This window comes from Streptomyces sp. NPDC055400 (genome assembly GCF_053644375.1).
This window is the reverse complement of the sequence record NZ_JBSHLM010000010.1, coordinates 218,864-235,049: the sequence shown is the minus strand read 5'-3', so window position 1 is coordinate 235,049 and position 16,186 is coordinate 218,864. Positions and strand designations below refer to the sequence as shown.

At 71.5% G+C, this 16,186-nt stretch carries 17 protein-coding genes; 6 read left to right on the top strand and 11 right to left on the bottom strand.

The window, feature by feature from the left end:
* Positions 1-24 precede the first annotated feature (24 nt).
* From ACWIGU_RS26530 to ACWIGU_RS26510, 5 genes are all read right to left on the bottom strand, one after another.
* Complete coding sequence (locus ACWIGU_RS26530; RefSeq protein WP_454404196.1) at positions 25-705, bottom strand: SCO2322 family protein; 681 nt, start codon at positions 703-705, stop codon at positions 25-27.
* Entirely contained in the window at positions 702-1,922 is a 1,221-nt protein-coding gene (locus ACWIGU_RS26525) for a prenyltransferase/squalene oxidase repeat-containing protein (protein ID WP_454404195.1), read from the bottom strand. The genes ACWIGU_RS26530 and ACWIGU_RS26525 overlap by 4 nt, the downstream gene beginning before the upstream one ends.
* Before the next feature lie 377 nt (positions 1,923-2,299).
* The gene (locus tag ACWIGU_RS26520) at positions 2,300-3,502 is read right to left on the bottom strand and encodes an SPFH domain-containing protein (protein ID WP_454404194.1); all 1,203 of its coding nucleotides are present in this window, start codon (positions 3,500-3,502) and stop codon (positions 2,300-2,302) included.
* A 12-nt stretch (positions 3,503-3,514) separates the two neighbouring features.
* Positions 3,515-3,778, bottom strand: a complete 264-nt coding sequence (locus ACWIGU_RS26515; RefSeq protein ID WP_454404193.1) for a hypothetical protein — start codon at positions 3,776-3,778, stop codon at positions 3,515-3,517.
* A 155-nt stretch (positions 3,779-3,933) separates the two neighbouring features.
* On the bottom strand, positions 3,934-4,971 hold the full coding sequence (locus ACWIGU_RS26510) for an MBL fold metallo-hydrolase (RefSeq protein WP_454404192.1): 1,038 nt from the start codon (positions 4,969-4,971) through the stop codon (positions 3,934-3,936).
* 199 nt (positions 4,972-5,170) lie between these two features.
* Here ACWIGU_RS26510 and ACWIGU_RS26505 point away from each other — a divergent pair, with 199 nt between their 5' ends.
* Positions 5,171-6,652 carry an aldehyde dehydrogenase gene (locus ACWIGU_RS26505; RefSeq protein WP_454404191.1) on the top strand — a complete coding sequence of 494 codons (1,482 nt, stop codon included), beginning with the start codon at positions 5,171-5,173 and terminating at the stop codon, positions 6,650-6,652.
* Entirely contained in the window at positions 6,652-6,885 is a 234-nt protein-coding gene (locus ACWIGU_RS26500) for a ferredoxin (RefSeq protein ID WP_356272833.1), read from the top strand. The genes ACWIGU_RS26505 and ACWIGU_RS26500 overlap by 1 nt, the downstream gene beginning before the upstream one ends.
* A gap of 310 nt (positions 6,886-7,195) precedes the next feature.
* Here the strand turns inward: ACWIGU_RS26500 and ACWIGU_RS26495 are convergent, their stop codons facing one another.
* Positions 7,196-7,825: a TetR family transcriptional regulator gene (locus tag ACWIGU_RS26495; RefSeq protein ID WP_454404190.1), complete on the bottom strand. Its 630-nt coding sequence runs from the start codon at positions 7,823-7,825 to the stop codon at positions 7,196-7,198.
* A gap of 236 nt (positions 7,826-8,061) precedes the next feature.
* Here ACWIGU_RS26495 and ACWIGU_RS26490 point away from each other — a divergent pair, with 236 nt between their 5' ends.
* Genes ACWIGU_RS26490 through ACWIGU_RS26480 form a run of 3 tightly spaced genes read left to right on the top strand, consistent with a single transcriptional unit; the run spans position 8,062 to position 11,263 of the window.
* Positions 8,062-9,456: a glycosyltransferase family 4 protein gene (locus ACWIGU_RS26490; RefSeq protein WP_454404189.1), complete on the top strand. Its 1,395-nt coding sequence runs from the start codon at positions 8,062-8,064 to the stop codon at positions 9,454-9,456.
* A complete protein-coding gene (locus tag ACWIGU_RS26485; protein WP_326775988.1) occupies positions 9,450-10,181 on the top strand; it encodes a class I SAM-dependent methyltransferase in 732 nt (243 codons plus the stop codon). Before ACWIGU_RS26490 ends, ACWIGU_RS26485 begins: the two co-directional genes overlap by 7 nt.
* Entirely contained in the window at positions 10,178-11,263 is a 1,086-nt protein-coding gene (locus ACWIGU_RS26480; protein WP_454404188.1) for a prenyltransferase, read from the top strand. The genes ACWIGU_RS26485 and ACWIGU_RS26480 overlap by 4 nt, the downstream gene beginning before the upstream one ends.
* Here the strand turns inward: ACWIGU_RS26480 and ACWIGU_RS26475 are convergent.
* The gene (locus ACWIGU_RS26475) at positions 11,257-11,553 is read right to left on the bottom strand and encodes a hypothetical protein (RefSeq protein WP_356272842.1); all 297 of its coding nucleotides are present in this window, start codon (positions 11,551-11,553) and stop codon (positions 11,257-11,259) included. The genes ACWIGU_RS26480 and ACWIGU_RS26475 overlap by 7 nt on opposite strands.
* A 118-nt stretch (positions 11,554-11,671) precedes the next feature.
* On the opposite strand from ACWIGU_RS26475, the gene ACWIGU_RS26470 reads away from it, so the two are divergent.
* Positions 11,672-12,259, top strand: a complete 588-nt coding sequence (locus ACWIGU_RS26470; protein WP_454404187.1) for a hypothetical protein — start codon at positions 11,672-11,674, stop codon at positions 12,257-12,259.
* 28 nt (positions 12,260-12,287) lie between these two features.
* Here the strand turns inward: ACWIGU_RS26470 and ACWIGU_RS26465 are convergent, their stop codons facing one another.
* The 4 genes from ACWIGU_RS26465 to ACWIGU_RS26450 all read right to left on the bottom strand — a co-directional run bounded on the left by ACWIGU_RS26465 (position 12,288) and on the right by ACWIGU_RS26450 (position 16,086).
* The gene (locus ACWIGU_RS26465) at positions 12,288-13,298 is read right to left on the bottom strand and encodes an LLM class F420-dependent oxidoreductase (RefSeq protein WP_454404186.1); all 1,011 of its coding nucleotides are present in this window, start codon (positions 13,296-13,298) and stop codon (positions 12,288-12,290) included.
* 113 nt (positions 13,299-13,411) lie between these two features.
* A complete protein-coding gene (locus ACWIGU_RS26460) occupies positions 13,412-14,251 on the bottom strand; it encodes a hypothetical protein (protein WP_454404185.1) in 840 nt (279 codons plus the stop codon).
* Positions 14,252-14,397: 146 nt separating this feature from the next.
* Positions 14,398-15,411, bottom strand: coding sequence for an N-acetylmuramoyl-L-alanine amidase (locus ACWIGU_RS26455; protein WP_454404184.1), 1,014 nt, complete (start codon positions 15,409-15,411; stop codon positions 14,398-14,400).
* Positions 15,412-15,435: 24 nt separating this feature from the next.
* A complete protein-coding gene (locus ACWIGU_RS26450) occupies positions 15,436-16,086 on the bottom strand; it encodes a class I SAM-dependent methyltransferase (RefSeq protein WP_454404183.1) in 651 nt (216 codons plus the stop codon).
* Between the last annotated feature and the right edge of the window lie 100 nt (positions 16,087-16,186).

The window sequence follows — 16,186 nt, the reverse complement described above, 5'->3', positions numbered from 1 at the left end:
TCCGTGTCCGTGTCCGTGCCTGCCTCAGCCGCGCCGGCGGCGGGCCTGCCAGGCCGCGCCCGCCCCGAGCACGACGACGGCGGCGCCGCCCGCGATCAGGCCGACGGAGGGGCCACCGCCGTCGGACGCCGCGTCCTTGGACCTGCCCTGCTCGGTCCCCTCGGAAGTCCCCTTGCCGGAAGTCCCCTTGGAGGAAGACACCTGCTCGCCGCAGCCCGTCTTCGGGAAGCCGGCGATGGCGCACAGCAGCGCCTGGTCGTTGTAGCGCAGCGGCTTCGCGACGGCGGCGAGCGCCTCCGCGCTGGTCGCGTCGTCCGCGACGCGCGCACACGCCGTACGCGGCTTCGGCGGCGTCTCACCGGACGGCGCGTCCTGCGCCGTGCCGAAGTCGACGAGGAGCGCCACCCGCTTCTCGCCGCCCTTCGCCGGAGTGTCCGCGCAGATGGCGTCGAAGGAAGCAGCCCCGCGCGGCTTCGCCGAGTCCTGCGAGTCCTCGCTCACGGAGAACCGGAACCCCTGCACATCGCCGTCCGACGGCCGGGCCGTCGACGGGCCCTGCGACGCGTACACCCAGGCGGAGCCGTCGCGGTCCCAGAACGACCAGTAGCGATAGCCGGTCGCCTGCGCCTGGCCCGCCCCCGCGATGAGCGCACCCAGCACGCCACATATGAGAACGGCCAGGCCTCGGCGGCGGTACGTGGTCACAGCTGCTGCTTCTTGCGGCCGCTGAACAGGAAGCCGATGCCGATACCGGCGACGGCCGCGACGGCGACGACGTACCAGACGCTGATGCCGCTGTCGTCCTTCTTCTTGTCGGCCTTGGCGGCCTTCGTGGACGCGGGCGCGGGACCGGTCGCGTTCAGGGCCTTCACGAGGTCGGTGCCGCCGAAATCACGGGGGTCGTTGCCCGTCGCGTGCGCGGCGAAGATCAGCTGGGCGTAGGCGGCCGGACCGGACTGCTCGGCCCAGTCACCGGCGTTCTTCTCCAGCCAGGCGTACGGGTCCTTCGTGTACTTGACGCCCTCGGCGGCCGCGATCGAGGTGACCGCGTCGGCGGTGTTGCCGTAGTCGGGCTGCGACTTGGTGCTGCCCGGGGTGACGGCCTTCAGGTACAGGTGGGTGCTGAGCTGGGTCTGGAGGTAGACGGCCGCGTTGTGCGCGAGGTCCCCGGTCGTCCCGCCGTCCTTGCAGACATAGCTGTCCGGGGCCTTGCCCTTGCCGGGCGCCATGCCGGTCCCGAGCGCGCCGAGCACGCCCGCGGCGGTGGCGTCCGCGTTGGCGGCGAGCTTGCCCTTCTTGTCGGGCTGGTAGGCGAGCGCGCCGCCGTCCTTGCCGTCCGAGCAGGGGAGCGCGAGACCGGCCAGGGCGTCCTGGCCGGTCCTGTCGCGGCCCGACTTCACGTCGGCGGGCTTCTCGCCGGCGGCGACGAGCGCGCCGGTCACGACGGCGGTCGAGTTGGCGTCGCTGTCCATGCCGACGTTGTAGCCCCAGCCGCCGTCGCCGTTCTGCGCCTTCTTCAGCCAGTCCACAGCGCGGGTGACCTCGCCCTCGCGGCCGCCGACCGCGACGAGGGCCTGTACCGCGGCGGCCGTGCTGTTGCTGTCGACGAGCGTCTTCTTGTCGCACTCCTTGCCCGGCTCGGGGCGGAACGCGGCGAACCCGCCGTTCTCGCACTGCTGTCCCGCGAGCCAGGCCACGGCCTTGTCGGCGGGCTTCACACCGACGGTGTCCTGCGCGAGCAGCGCGAGCGACTGCCGCCAGACACCGTCGTACGTCGGGTCGGTCTTCCCGTAGAGCCCGGAGGGAATCGCCACCGAGGGGGACGCGGAGGGCGCGGAGCCGTCCGCGAGGGCGGCCGGGGCGGTGGCCATGCCGATGACGGCGGTGGCCGCCACGAGCGCGGCGCTGCGGCGAATGTTCATGGTGGGGCGGGTGCCTCTCCCTGCGGGGAGCCGGGCGGCACGGCACACGCGGGCACCGGGCGGCTCCGGCTCCGTATGCCTCGACGGTGCCGGCCACCGGCGAAGGCCGATGGCACGAGCCGGTCACGCGCCGCACGGGGCAGTCCGGCTCACCACCTACGTGGTTCACGGATTGGGGCCTCCCCTGCTCGAGCGGAGCCGAGAGCTCGGGGAAGGGGTCAGCGCCGGATTCGCACCGGCTTCCCCCCGCGCGGGCATGATGACGACCCGCCCACTGTACCGGCCCGTAGGGGACCTCCCCCGGGCGCCCGAAGGGCCGGGGCAGACCGAAGCCTGCCCCGGCCCTTCGGGACCGCGCCTGCCGGTGACGACCGGGCTCAGCGGATGTCGACCGGCCCGTCGTCGCCGTCACGGCCGTCGCGACCGTCCACCGGGCTCGACGCCGCCCCCAGGTACCGCTGGATCTCCATCTCGCCGCCGTTCTTCTTGGCGTCGCCGTCCGGCGTGCCCAGGTTGCGGCGGACCGAGTCGAGGATGGTCAGCCCCTGGCCGACGAGTCCGGCCGCGATCTCACCGAGGCCGTCCGCGCCGTTGAGCACGTTCACGTTGGCGCCCTTGAGACCGCCGGCCGCCTCCTTCACGATCTGCGGCAGCTGGTCGATCAGCATCCGGTCGAGCGCGACCCGGTCGTACGACGCCGCGGCGGCGGCCTGGATCTTCATGCGCTCGGCCTCGGCGATGGCCATCACGCGGATCCGCTCGGCGTCCGCCTCCGCGGGCTTCACGACCTCGGCGACCAGCTGCTGCTGGCGCAGTTCGGCGGCCCGCTCGGCCAGTTCGGTGCGCGCCGCGAGGACCTCCTGCTCGGCGTGCGCCTGGGCGAGCGGCCCGGCCTGGGCGGCCGCCGCCTGTGCACGGTCCACCTCGGCCTTGTACTCGGCCTGGACGACGGCGGTCTGCCGCGCGTACTCGGCCTGGTTGCGCTGGGCCTCCTGCTGCGCCTGGGTCGAGGCCTGGGTGGCCTGTGCCTGGGCGATCTGGGCCTGTCGCTGGATGGCCGCCTTGTGCGGAGCGGACATCGCGTCGATGTAGCCGGTGTTGCCGTCGTCGATGGACTGGATCTGGAGCGAGTCCACGATCAGCCCGATCTTGGCCATCTCGGCCTTCGAGGTGTCGAGCACCTCGGCGGCGAGCTTCTGCCGCTCCGTGACGATCTCCTCGACCGTCATCGAGCCGATGATGGAGCGCAGGTGACCGGCGAAGATCCGGCCGGTCAGGACCGACATCTGGTCCTGGTCCGACAGGAAGCGCTGGCCGGCGTTGACGATGGATTCCGTGTCGTTGCCGACCTTGAACGCGATGACGGCGCGCACGGTCAGGGCGATGCCCTGCCGGGTCACGCACTTCTCGACGACCTCGGCCTCGGACATGGCCAAGGACAGAAAGCGGGTCTTGCGGAAGATGGGTAGGACGAATTTTCCGTGTCCCGTCACGACCCGGAACGGCGCTCCCCCAAGTCCCCGCCTGCCACCCGAGATCAGCATCGCCTCATCGGGAGCGGGAACGCGATATCCGAACATCCTTCAGTCTCCTTAGCGGGCGTCCCCCGTGTCGCCGGAGCCGTCGGCCCATCCTTCGAGCGACGGATCGCTCCAGGCCATGACGACGACCTGGCGGGTGCCGCGGGACTCGATCACCAGGACCGTCGCCCCGCGCTCCAGGGGTTCGTCGGACCACGCGAGAAACGTCTCGCTGCCGCCCCGCACCCGCACCAGTGCCTCGCCCGGGCCGTCGGCTCCGCGCGTGGCGATGACCAGCTTCCCCGTACAGCCGACCACGGCCTCGTCCGGCGCCATCGGTGGCCGCCCCCTTGTCGGTCCAGTTCTGAGATGCCAGACATTACGCCTGTTGCCACCCGCCGACCATGCGGCGGAAGGCCCGCCGGGCAGGCTGTTTCGTACGTCCGGTAAAGATCGCGCAACGCGGGTAAAGCGCAGGTCAAGTGCATAGGTCAGACCGGCGCATACGTCACCGGGTCGCTCCCGGCGACCGCCTCCGCGCGGCCCAGTTTCACCAGTCGGCGCAGATGGGCCTCGGCCTCCGAGACCGCGATGGTGCGTGACCCGTAAGGGATCTGTTCCCACGGCCGGTTCCACTCCATCCGCTCGGCCAGCTGCCAGGGGGTGAGCGGGGTGGCGAGCAGCGTGAGCAGGCCGGTGAGGCGCTCCTCGTGGTGGTCGAGCAGCTCCCGTACGCGGGCGGGGGCGTCGGTGAACGTGTGCTGGTGGGCCGGGAGCACCTCGGCGGGGGCCAGGCGCCCGACGCGTTCCAGCGAGTCCAGGTAGTCGCCGAGCGGGTCGGTGACCGTGGCGTCGTCGGGGTCCTCGTAGAGGCCGATGTGCGGGGTGATGCCGGGGAGCAGGTGGTCGCCGGAGAAGAGACGGCCGTTGCCCGCGAGCCCGGCGGGGTGGTCCTCCTCCAGGTGCAGGCAGACATGGCCCGGGGTGTGGCCTGGCGTCCAGATCGCGCGCAGGCGGCGGCCCGGCAGGTCGAGCAGATCGCCCGGGGTGATGGTGCGGTCGGGGAGCGCGGGGGCGAGGCCCGGGAGGCTGCGGGCCCGGCCCGAGTCGCGGGCGGCGATCAGCGGCGCCATGTGCTCCTCGGGGGCGCCGGCCGCGGCGAGCTTCGCGGCCATGAACGCGTACCAGCGTTCCGGCGGGTTCTCCCGGGTGCGGCGCACCACGGAGACATCCGCCTCGTGCATGGCGATCCAGGCGCCGGACGCCTCGCGCACCTTGGCCGACAGGCCGTGGTGGTCGGGGTGGTGATGGGTGATCAGGACCCCCGTCACCTCACCGACGCTCGTGCCGCAGGCGGCGAGGCCCTCGGTGAGCGCGTCCCACGACTCGGGGTCGTCCCAGCCGGTGTCGATGAGGACCGGCCCGCGGTCGGTGTCGAGGAGGTGGACCAGGGTGTAGCCGAGCGGGTTGTCGGGGATCGGCACCCGAAGGGACCAGACGCCTCCGCCGTGGTCGGTCACCTGCGTCATCGGGCCCCACCTCTCGTACGACGACCTCGAACTCCCGCCACTGTAGTAGAACTTGTTCCAATGGTCGCCCGGGTCGACTTGTTGTACGACGGCCGCCTTGCCGACCCGTGGACCCGTGGACTCCTGGAACTGGAACTGGTATCAGTTTCCAAAGGTTCTGATGCAGTGTCAGAAAACGTCCCGCGAGAGGCGGTCGGTCATGACCGGGCATGGGGAACGGCTTGAGCACGAGTTCGTGGAGCACGGACAGCTCTACATAGGCGGGGAGTTGACGCAGCCCTCCGGCACGGACGTCATCGAGGTGATCTCCCCGCACACCGGTGAGGTCTTCGGGCGCGTGCCGCACGCGGCGCCCGCCGATGTCGACCGCGCGGTCGCCGCCGCCCGCCGGGCGTTCGACGAAGGACCCTGGCCGCGGCTACCGCTCGACGAGCGGATCGCGGTCGTCGAGCGCATCAAGGACGCGATCGCCGTACGGCACGAGGAGATCGCCCGCCTCATCTCCTGCGAGAACGGCTCCCCGTACTCATGGAGCGTCCTCGCGCAGGCCCTCGGCGCGATGATGGTGTGGGACTCCGCGATCACCGTCGCGAAGAACTTCACGTATGAGGAGACGCGCGACGGCGCGCTCGGGAAGATCCTCGTGCGGCGCGAGCCGGTCGGTGTCGTGGCGGCCGTGGTCCCGTGGAACGTCCCGCAGTTCGTGGCCGCCGCCAAGCTGGCGCCCGCGCTGCTCGCCGGCTGCGCCGTCGTCCTCAAGCCGTCGCCGGAGTCGCCGCTCGACGCGTATCTGCTCGGCGAGATCGCGAAGGAGGCCGGCCTTCCCGAGGGGGTCCTGTCCATCCTTCCCGCGGACCGCGAGGTCAGCGAGTACCTCGTCGGGCACCCGGGCGTCGACAAGGTCTCCTTCACCGGATCGGTGGCCGCGGGCAGGCGCGTCATGGAGGTCGCCTCGCGCAACCTCACCCACGTCACCCTCGAACTCGGCGGCAAGTCCGCGGCCGTCGTCCTGCCGGACGCCGACCTCGCGACGACCGTCCCCGGCCTCGTCCAGTCCGCCTGGATGAACAACGGCCAGGCCTGCGTCGCCCAGACCCGCATCCTCCTGCCCCGCTCGCGCTACGACGAGTTCGCCGGAGCGCTCACGGAGGCGGCGGCGGCGCTCGTCGTCGGCGACCCGCTCGACCCGGCGACCCAGGTCGGCCCGCTGGTCGCCGAGCGCCAGCAGCGCCGCTCGCTCGACTACATCCGCATCGGGCAGGAGGAGGGCGCCAAGATCCTCACCGGCGGCGGCCGTCCCGCCGGGCTCGACCGGGGCTGGTACGTGGAGCCGACCCTGTTCGGCGGCGTCGACAACTCGATGCGCATCGCCCGCGAGGAGATCTTCGGCCCCGTCATCTGCCTGCTCCCGTACGGCGACGAGGCCGAGGCGGTGAAGATCGCCAACGACTCCGACTACGGGCTCAGCGGCAGCGTGTGGACGGCCGACGTCGCGCACGGCATCGACGTCGCACGGCAGGTGCGCACCGGCACGTACAGCGTGAACACCTTCAGCCTCGACATGCTCGGCCCCTTCGGCGGCTACAAGAACTCCGGTCTCGGCAGGGAGTTCGGGCCCGAGGGGTACAGCGCCTACCTGGAGCACAAGATGATCCATCTGCCGGCCGGCTGGGAGGCGTGATGGGGGACCGCTGGCACGTGGAGGTCGACCGGGGCGTCTGCATCGGCTCGGCCCAGTGCGTCCACCACGCCCCGGACGCCTTCCGTCTCGACTCGGGCATGCAGTCCCGTCCGGTCGAGGCGGAGACCGACGCCAACGAGAAGATCCTGGCGGCGGCGGAGGGCTGTCCCGTGGAAGCCGTCATGATCACGCTCCTCGGCAGCGGGGAACCGGTCTTCCCGCCGGAAGACTGAAGAAAAAAATCCCCTTTGGTGGGTTGCATCACGGCATGGGCGGCTTATTCTGGAATTGGCCTATGAGGCGAGTGAGGGAGTCCCACCGGAGTAGCCGACTGGGGCGTGATGCAAACGGCATCCGCCGTGGCCGACGTCGACGGTAGGGCTGAGAGGCCGGAAGGCAGTAGCAGAGCCGGAAGGCGACCCCTAACACCTGATCCGGACCATGCCGGCGCAGGGAACCCGTCTCGTAGGTCTTTCGCGTGCCCCGGCCTTTCGCGTGCCCCGGCGCCGCTCGCGGCCCGGGGCCGGTATCCCGCCGGGGCGTCTACTTCTTCTCGTTCTTCTCGTCCGGCGTGGTGAGGTCGATCAGCCGGCACACCGTCTCGATGTCGATCTTCACCTGAGCGATCGAGGCGCGCCCCGACAGCCAGGTGATGAGCGCCGAGTGCCAGGTGTGCTCGATGACGCGGACCGCGGAGAGCTGCTGCGGCGTCGGGTCGTCGAGCTCCATGGCGTCCAGGATGATCGCCGTCGTCTGGCGGGAGACCTGGTCCACCTCGGGGCTCACGCTGCGGTCGGCGAAGGTCAGGGCGCGCACCATCGCGTCGGCGAGGTGCGGCTCGCGCTGGAGTGCGCGGAAGGCCCGCATCAGGGTCTCCGCGACCCGCTCCGAGGGCAGGTCGGACGAGGGCGGGCGCTTGCGGACCGTCGCGTGCATGTGCTGGAGCTGGTCCTGCATCGTGGCCACGAGGAGATGCACCTTGGACGGGAAGTACCGGTACAGCGTGCCGAGCGCGACCTGCGAGGACTCGGCGACCTCACGCATCTGCACCGCGTCGAACCCGCCGCGGCTGGCCAGCTGGGCGCTCGCGTGCAGGATGCGGCGGCGGCGCGCCTCCTGGCGCTCGGTGAGGGGCGGCGACGCCGGATGTGCTGTCTTCGCTTCCGCTGTCATGTGTCCCGTTCCGTGGCTGTCAGGCCGTAATCCGGTGCTTTCGAGAGGCTCATCATGGCAGGGGAGCGGGGGCTCCGTCGTGGCGCGAATCACCTGATCCGAGCGTTACAGCGAGGCTACCTGCCGGTAGATTCTGTGCTCCTTGAAGGATCAAAGAGCCGGCAACTCTGAAACTTGTTCTAGATTACCGCCCACGCGTAGTCTCGCGTGAACGTGCCGCGAGAAGGGGGCCACGAGTGACCGCTGAGGCCATGGAGGCGGGCCCCAGGGCCGGGTCCTCCGCCGACGGTGACCGTCCGTTGCGCATCGCTCTCCTTACGTACAAGGGGAACCCGTTCTGCGGCGGGCAGGGCGTCTACGTCCGCCATCTGTCCCGCGAACTCGCCCGGCTCGGGCACCAGGTCGAGGTCATCGGCTCCCAGCCGTACCCCGTGCTCGACGAGGGCGAGGACCTGACGGGGCTCCGGCTCACCGAGCTGCCCAGCCTCGACCTGTACCGCAGCCCCGACCCGTTCCGCACCCCGGGGCGCGACGAGTACCGCGACTGGGTGGACGCGCTCGAGGTCGGCACCATGTGGACCGGCGGCTTCCCCGAACCCCTCACGTTCTCGCTGCGCGCCCGGCGTCATCTGCGGGCGCGGCGCGGCGAGTTCGACATCGTGCACGACAACCAGACGCTGGGCTACGGCCTGTTGGGCGGGCCCGCCGCGCTCGGCGCGCCCCTCGTCACCACGATCCACCACCCCATCACCGTCGACCGGCAGCTGGAGATCGACGCCGCGCCCGACTGGAAGCGGCGCGCCTCCGTACGGCGCTGGTACGCGTTCACGCGGATGCAGAAGCGCGTCGCCCGCCGCCTGCCATCCGTGCTCACCGTCTCCGGGACCTCGCGCCAGGAGATCGTCGACCACCTCGGCGTGCGCCAGGACCGGATCCGCGTCGTGCACATCGGAGCCGACACCGACCTGTTCTCGCCGGACCCCTCGGTCGCCGAGGTGCCGGGCCGCATCGTGACGACGTCCAGCGCCGACGTCCCCCTCAAGGGACTCGTCTTCCTCGTCGAGGCGCTCGCCAAGGTCCGCACCGAGAACCCGGCCGCCCACCTCGTCGTCGTCGGCAAGCGCGCCGAGGACGGGCCCGTCGCCGCGGCCATCGAGAAGTACGGCCTCGAAGGCGCCGTGTCCTTCGTCAAGGGCATCACCGACGCCGAACTCGTCGACCTCGTACGGTCGGCGGAGGTCGCCTGCGTGCCCTCCCTGTACGAGGGCTTCTCGCTGCCCGCGGCGGAGGCCATGGCCACCGGCACCCCCCTGGTCGCCACCACCGGCGGAGCGATCCCCGAAGTCGCCGGGCCCGACGGCGAGACCTGCCTCGCGGTGCCCACCGGCGACGCGGGCGCGCTGGCCGCCGCGCTCGGCAGACTCCTCGGCGACCCGCAGCTGCGGGCGCGGCTCGGCGTCGCCGGACGCGAACGCGTGCTGAGGAACTTCACCTGGGCCCGCGCGGCGCTCGGCACCGCCGAGCTCTACCGCGAGTCCATCGCCCGCTCGGCCGGCCGGGCCCTCGCAGGCCCCGCCGCCACCCCCCTCGAACGTGCAGGATCCGACCGCGAAAGCAGGGCCACGTGCTGACCGTCGACTTCACCCGCTTCCCGCTCGCCGCAGGCGACCGCGTACTCGACCTCGGCTGCGGAGCCGGTCGGCACGCGTTCGAGTGCTACCGGCGTGGGGCCCAGGTGGTCGCCCTCGACCAGAACGGCGAGGAGATCCGCGAGGTCGCCAAGTGGTTCGCCGCGATGAAGGAGGCCGGTGAGGCCCCTGCCGGCGCCACGGCCACCGCCATGGAGGGCGACGCCCTCAACCTCCCTTTCCCGGACGCCTCGTTCGACGTCGTCATCATCTCCGAGGTGATGGAGCACATCCCCGACGACAAGGGCGTGCTCGCCGAGATGGTCCGCGTCCTCAAGCCGGGCGGCCGCATCGCCGTGACCGTGCCCCGCTACGGCCCGGAGAAGGTCTGCTGGACCCTCAGTGACGCCTACCACGAGGTCGAGGGCGGCCACATCCGCATCTACAAGGCGGACGAGCTCCTCGGCAAGATGCGCGAGGCGGGCCTCAAGCCGTACGGCACCCACCACGCGCACGCCCTGCACTCGCCGTACTGGTGGCTGAAGTGCGCGTTCGGCGTCGACAACGACAAGGCGCTCCCCGTGCGGGCGTACCACAAGCTCCTGGTCTGGGACATCATGAAGAAGCCGGCGCTCACCCGGGTGACCGAGCAGCTCCTCAACCCGGTCGTCGGCAAGAGCTTCGTCGCGTACGCCACCAAGCCGCACCTGCCCAAGGCCGAGGCGTGACGAGCCCGGAGAAGACCGAACACCTCGTCCTGCCCGGCGTACTGACCGCCGGGCAGGCCGCCGCGACCGTCCGCGGGCTCCTCGCCGTGCAGCGCGAGGACGGCGCCATACCGTGGTTCCGCGGCCACCACCTCGACCCGTGGGACCACACCGAGGCCGCCATGGCCCTCGACGCGGCCGGCGAGCACGACGCCGCCGAGCGCGCCTACGACTGGCTCGCCCGCCACCAGAACCAGGACGGCTCCTGGTACGCGGCCTACGCCGACGGCGACGCCGGTGACATCACCGACCACGGCCGCGAGACCAACTTCGTCGCCTACGTCGCCGTGGGCGCCTGGCACCACTACCTCTCCACCGGCGACGACGCCTTCCTCGACCGCATCTGGCCCACCGTGTACGCGGCCATGGAGTTCGTCCTGCGGCTCCAGCAGCCCGGCGGGCAGATCGGCTGGAAGCGCGAGCCGGACGGGACGCCCGTCGACGAGGCGCTCCTGACCGGCAGTTCGTCCGTGCACCACGCGCTGCGGTGCGCCCTCGCCATCGCCGAGGAGCGCGAAGAGCCGCAGCCCGACTGGGAGTTGGCGGCCGGCAGCCTGCGGCACGCGATCCGCCGCCACCCCGAGCGGTTTCTCGACAAGGACCGCTACTCGATGGACTGGTACTACCCCGTCCTCGGCGGCGCCCTCACCGGCGCCGAGGCGGAGGAGCGCATCCAGGCGTCCTGGGACCGCTTCGTCGTCCCCGGGCTCGGCGTGCGCTGTGTCGTCCCCAACCCGTGGGTCACCGGCGGTGAGAGCGCCGAACTCGCCCTCGCCCTGTGGGCGGTGGGCGAGTCCGACCGCGCTCTGGAGATCCTCCAGTCGATCCAGCACCTGCGCGACCCGGAGTCGGGCCTGTACTGGACCGGCTACGTCTTCGACGACCAGGCGGTCTGGCCGAGGGAACTGACCGCGTGGACGGCCGGTTCGGTGCTGCTCGCCGTCGCCGCGCTCGGCGGCGACGAGGCCACCTGCTCGGTGTTCGGCGGCCGCCTCCCGGCGGGCTTCGAACCGGACTGCTGCGAGGGAAGCCCGGCTCAGTAGCGGCGCAGGCGGCCGGCGACGAAGTGCCCGACGAACAGGTACACCAGCGCCGCCAGGCCGTAGCCCGCGACCACCCGCGCCCATGCGTCGTCGAACGTGAACAGGTCGTGCGACCAGCCGGCGAGCCACCGGGCCGCGTCGTGGATGAACTGCACCAGGGAGTTGGCCCGGTTGGCTTCCAGCAGGTACATCAGGATCCACAGGCCGAGGATGGCGGCCAGGATGTCTGCGACGACCATCACGATCGTCGCGGCTTGGTTGGTGCCTCGCGTTGCTTGGCTGGGAGACATGAAGCACGGGTTACCGCTCCACAGCGGGTGAAACCCGTACGGTCCCGCCCGAGTGGCACGGCCATGGGGCCCGGGGGACGCTGCCAGGAGGAGCAGCACCCCGCCCTGGAGGTTTGTCGTGACCGGTTCCACCCTGCCCATACGCCGCGCCGTCGTGGCGCTCACCGTCAGCTCCGCGCTCCTCGTGGGCGGGACGGCGTGCAGCAGCAACGACACGGCGAAGGCCAAGGCCAAGGCCAAGGAGTCGGCCACCGTGGCCGCGGACGTGGCGGAACCGACCGCCAGCACCTCCGCCGAGAAGCAGAAGTTCGCCAAGACGCGCTTCGTCGCCAACGCGGGGCTCGCGGCCGGCGCGACCTACCAGTGGATCGTGAAGCCGTACCGCAAGGGCAAGTTCAAGAAGGGCGCCCACGGGCGCAAGCTCGCCCTCGTCAAGGCCGGTGTCGCGGGCGCGTTCACGTACAACAGGCTGAAGGCGGCCGTGAAGAACGCGAAGGGCGACCCGCTGCTCTCCAAGGCCGTCGCGCCGCTCACGGCGGGCATCGACAAGCTGAAGGACCTGCCGTCCAAGCTGCGCAAGGGCGACGGCGCCGCGGTCAACTCCTTCGACGATGTCATCAACTCGGTGAAGGACGCGGGCAAGAGCGCGGGCGCCGAGGTGAAGGACAAGGTGCCGTCGGCGAAGGAGCTGTCCTCGGGCTCGTAGCGCCAATTCCCCAACAGGGCTTGCAGAGCTACGAGTTGAGCTCGGCAAGGACCCGCAGTGTGTGCGGGTCCGGGGCCAGGACGAGCAGGTCGGTGACCGGGCCCTTGCGCCACAGCTCAAGACGTTCGGCGATGCGCTTGCGCGGGCCGACCAGCGAGATCTCGTCGGCGAACGCGTCCGGCACGGCCAGTACGGCCTCCTCGCGCCGTCCCGCGAGGAAGAGCTCCTGGACCCGGCGGGCCTCGTCCGCGTACCCCATGCGCGCCATCAGGTCCGCGTGGAAGTTGCGCTTGGCGTGGCCCATGCCGCCGATGTAGAAGCCCAGCATCGCCTTCACCGGCAGCAGCCCCTCCGCGACGTCGTCGCAGACCGTCACGCGGGCCATCGGCGCGATCACGAAGTCCTCGGGGAGGTCCGTGAGGGAGGCCTCGTACGCGTCCGTGCGCGTCGGCGACCAGTACAGCGGGAGCCAGCCGTCCGCGATGCGGGTCGTCTGCGCGATGTTCTTCGGGCCCTCGGCGCCGAGGAGGACGGGGAGTTCGGGGCGCAGGGGATGCGTGATCGGCTTCAGCGGCTTGCCCAGGCCCGTGGCGTCCTCGCCGCGGTACGGGTGTGCGTGGAAGCGGCCGGCCATCTCGACCGGGCCCTCGCGCCGCAGGACCTGCCGCACCACGTCCACGTACTCGCGGGTCGCCGTGAGGGGGGACCTCGGGAACGGCCGCCCGTACCAGCCCTCCACCACCTGCGGCCCCGACAGGCCGAGCCCCAGCATCATGCGGCCGCCGGACAGATGGTCGAGGGTGAGCGCGTGCATCGCCGTCGTCGTGGGGGAGCGGGCCGCCATCTGTGCGATCGCCGTGCCCAGGCGGATGCGCGAGGTGTGCGCCGCGATCCACGTCAGCGGCGTGAACGCGTCGCTGCCCCAGGACTCGGCGGTCCACACCGAGTCGTAGCCCAACCGCTCGGCCTCCTGGGCGAGTTCGAGGTGGCGCGGGTCGGGACCGCGGCCCCAGTAGCCGAGCGCGAGTCCGAGTCGCATGGTCGCTCCCATTTCTGACGCACTGTCAGTTCGTGGTTCCGGGGCGACTGTACGACAACGGCCCCCCACCCGGAAGACGGGTGAGGGGCCGTGACGCGGAAGCCGGGGCGACGTCAGCCGCGCTGGATCCCGGTCGTGTCCTGGAGGACGCCGCGACGGCCGTCCTGCGTCTGGGCCACCAGGCCCGGGCCGCGCTGCTCGACGGCCAGGTACCACGTGCCGGGCGCCAGCTCGGCGATCGGCGTCGGGGAGCCGTCCTCGGCGTACAGCGGACGCGGCACCGGCACCGCGAACCAGAACGGCGAGAAGTCGCCGGCCGGGGCCTGTGCGGCCTGCGGCGCGGGCGCCGCCTGCTGCGGCTGGGCGGCACCGTAGGGCTGACCCGGCTGACCGGGCTGGGCGCCGTAGGGCTGGCCGGGCTGCTGGGCGCCCGGGTAGCCGTAAGCGCCGGCGGGCTGCGCGCCGTACGGCTGCGGGGCCTGCGGACGCGGGGCGCCGACGAGGGCACCCTTCAGCGCGGGCACGAGCGGCGTCGCGACAGCGGCCCCCGCGAGCACGAGTGCGCCGATCAGGCCGAGGATGGCGCCGGTGCCGGCACCGAACGCGTTGTCCGGGAACGTACCGATGTTGTTCCAGCCACCCGCCGGGTCGAAGATGTTCCCGAGCGCGCTCCACGCCGAGAAGACGGCGAGCGCGATGCCGAACTGGCCGAGGTCGAGACCGGCGACCTTCGGCACGTTGGGCAGCCCCCGGGCGACGACGATCAGCGCGGCGGCGATGATGCCGGCGAGGAAGACGCTCATCAGGAGCGGTGCGCTCTCCCACGCGTTCGGGAGACTTTCGTTGCTGGAGTTCCCGTCGATCGAATAGATATCGAGGAACGAGGCGATGAACAGCAACACCGCTGCTCCGATCACCACGCCGTCACCTCGAGTGAGGGAGCGGATATTCACTTCAGGTCCTTCGTCAGTCGTCCGGTCGCCGGCGGAGGCGTCGCTGTCGCTGCTGTGCCGTGCGAAGCGCGGGGGTGGCCCCACATCGTAGGGAGACACTATCGTCCGTGCGGCGGGGGTGTCTGCCGAGATCCGCAGGGTGAGAACTACCCGCGCAGGAAACTCACGATTCCGTCAGACATCCCCTGCGCCGCCTTCTGCCGCCACGCGCCGCTCGTCAGCAGAGCCGCGTCCTTCGCGTCACGCATGTTGCCGCACTCGATGAACACCTTCGGCACGGTGGAGAGGTTGAGGCCTCCCAGGTCCTTGCGCACGTCGAGGCCGGTGCCGCCGCCGATGTAGTTGGAGGGGGCCGAGCCCGTGGCGCGCAGGAAGTTGCCCGCGAGGCGTTCGCCGAGATCGCGCGAGGGGCCCGCGATCGCCGTGGTGTCGGCGGAACCGGATTTCACGGATGCGGGAAGGATCACATGGAAGCCGCGGTTGCCGGCCGCGGAGCCGTCGGCGTGCACGGAGATCACCGCGTCCGCGTGCGCCTTGTTGCCGATCCGTGCGCGCTCGTCCACGCACGGGCCCCAGGAGCGGTCGCCGTTCTGGGTCAACTCGACGGTGGCGCCCTGCTGTTGGAGCAGGGTGCGCAGCCGGCGCGAGACGTCGAGGGTGAACTGGGCCTCGGTGTAGCCGGCGTTGGTCGATGTGCCCGTCGTGTCGCATTCCTTGCGGTTCGTCCCGATGTCGACGAGCCGGTTGATCTCGGCGGTGTGCTGGAAGTTGCCGGGATTGTGACCCGGGTCGATGACGACGACCTTGCCCTTGAGGGGGCCGGAGCCGGCGGGCTTTGCCGAGGAGGCGGGCGGCTTCGATTTCGACGGGGCGGCGCTCGGCGACCCGTCGCCCTTCTTGCCGTCGTCGGACTTCGACGGGGAGGGGGACGTGGTGTCCGCGCCGGCCGTCGACGACCGGCTCGCGGCAGGCAGCGTCTTCGCGGGCTCGCTCTCGCCCGGGCCGCCCACCACCTGCCAGATCAGCCACCCGGCGAGAGCCGTGGGCACGAGCGCGGCGAGCGCCACGGTCAGCGGACCCCCGCTGAACCGGCGCGGCCGCCGGGGGCCGTCCCCGTCGCCGTCGAAGAAACCGTCGCTGTCCGGGCCTACGTATGACACGTGGGTGAGCCTAACGGTCCTTCTTCAGATCCCGGTGCCCGTTCGGCGCAGGACGCGCAGGGATTCCGTCGCCGAGACCTCGGTGAACGCTCCGGATTCCAGAGCCCTGAGGTAGACGCGGTACGGGGCCTGGCCCGTCCACTCGTCGATCTTGACCGGGAACACGTCGTGGATGAGGAGGAGGCCGCCCTGGGCGACGTGCGGGGCCCAGCCCTCGTAGTCGGCGGTGGCGTGCTCGTCGGTGTGGCCGCCGTCGATGAAGACGAGGCCGAGCTTGCCGCCCCAGACGGCGGCGACCTGCGGGGAGCGGCCCACGAGGGCCACGACGTGGTCCTCCAGACCGGCCGCGTGCAGCGTGCGCCGGAACGTGGGCAGGGTGTCCATGCGCCCGACGACCGGGTCCACGGTCTCCGGGTCGTGGTAGTCCCAGCCCGGCTGCTGCTCCTCGCTGCCGCGGTGGTGGTCCACGGTGAGCGCGCTCACGCCGGCCTGGCGGGCCGCGTCGGCGAGCAGGATCGTGGAGCGCCCGCAGTATGTGCCGACCTCCAGGAGGGGCAGGCCCAGCGCGGCGGCCTCGGCTGCGGCCGCGTAGAGCGCCAGCCCTTCGCCGAGAGGCATGAACCCCTTGGCGGCCTCGAAGGCGGCGAGGATCTCCGGCTTGGGCGCCGCGCTCATGGGTTCCCCTGTCATCGGTATGTGTTGGGTCCGCCCATGCTGCCGTACGCCCCCGATGCAGGCTGCATCGGGGGCGTACGGGGGGAGTGGCAGAGCCGGG

Excerpts from the sequence above, each read along its gene's own strand:
- ACWIGU_RS26525 (WP_454404195.1), bottom strand. The coding sequence starts at position 1,922 with ATGAACATTCGCCGCAGCGCCGCGCTCGTGGCGGCCACCGCCGTCATC.
- ACWIGU_RS26520 (WP_454404194.1), bottom strand. The coding sequence starts at position 3,502 with ATGTTCGGATATCGCGTTCCCGCTCCCGATGAGGCGATGCTGATCTCG.
- ACWIGU_RS26515 (WP_454404193.1), bottom strand. The coding sequence starts at position 3,778 with ATGGCGCCGGACGAGGCCGTGGTCGGCTGTACGGGGAAGCTGGTCATC.
- ACWIGU_RS26510 (WP_454404192.1), bottom strand. The coding sequence starts at position 4,971 with ATGACGCAGGTGACCGACCACGGCGGAGGCGTCTGGTCCCTTCGGGTG.
- ACWIGU_RS26505 (WP_454404191.1), top strand. The coding sequence starts at position 5,171 with ATGACCGGGCATGGGGAACGGCTTGAGCACGAGTTCGTGGAGCACGGA.
- ACWIGU_RS26500 (WP_356272833.1), top strand. The coding sequence starts at position 6,652 with ATGGGGGACCGCTGGCACGTGGAGGTCGACCGGGGCGTCTGCATCGGC.
- ACWIGU_RS26495 (WP_454404190.1), bottom strand. The coding sequence starts at position 7,825 with ATGACAGCGGAAGCGAAGACAGCACATCCGGCGTCGCCGCCCCTCACC.
- ACWIGU_RS26475 (WP_356272842.1), bottom strand. The coding sequence starts at position 11,553 with ATGTCTCCCAGCCAAGCAACGCGAGGCACCAACCAAGCCGCGACGATC.
- ACWIGU_RS26465 (WP_454404186.1), bottom strand. The coding sequence starts at position 13,298 with ATGCGACTCGGACTCGCGCTCGGCTACTGGGGCCGCGGTCCCGACCCG.
- ACWIGU_RS26450 (WP_454404183.1), bottom strand. The coding sequence starts at position 16,086 with ATGAGCGCGGCGCCCAAGCCGGAGATCCTCGCCGCCTTCGAGGCCGCC.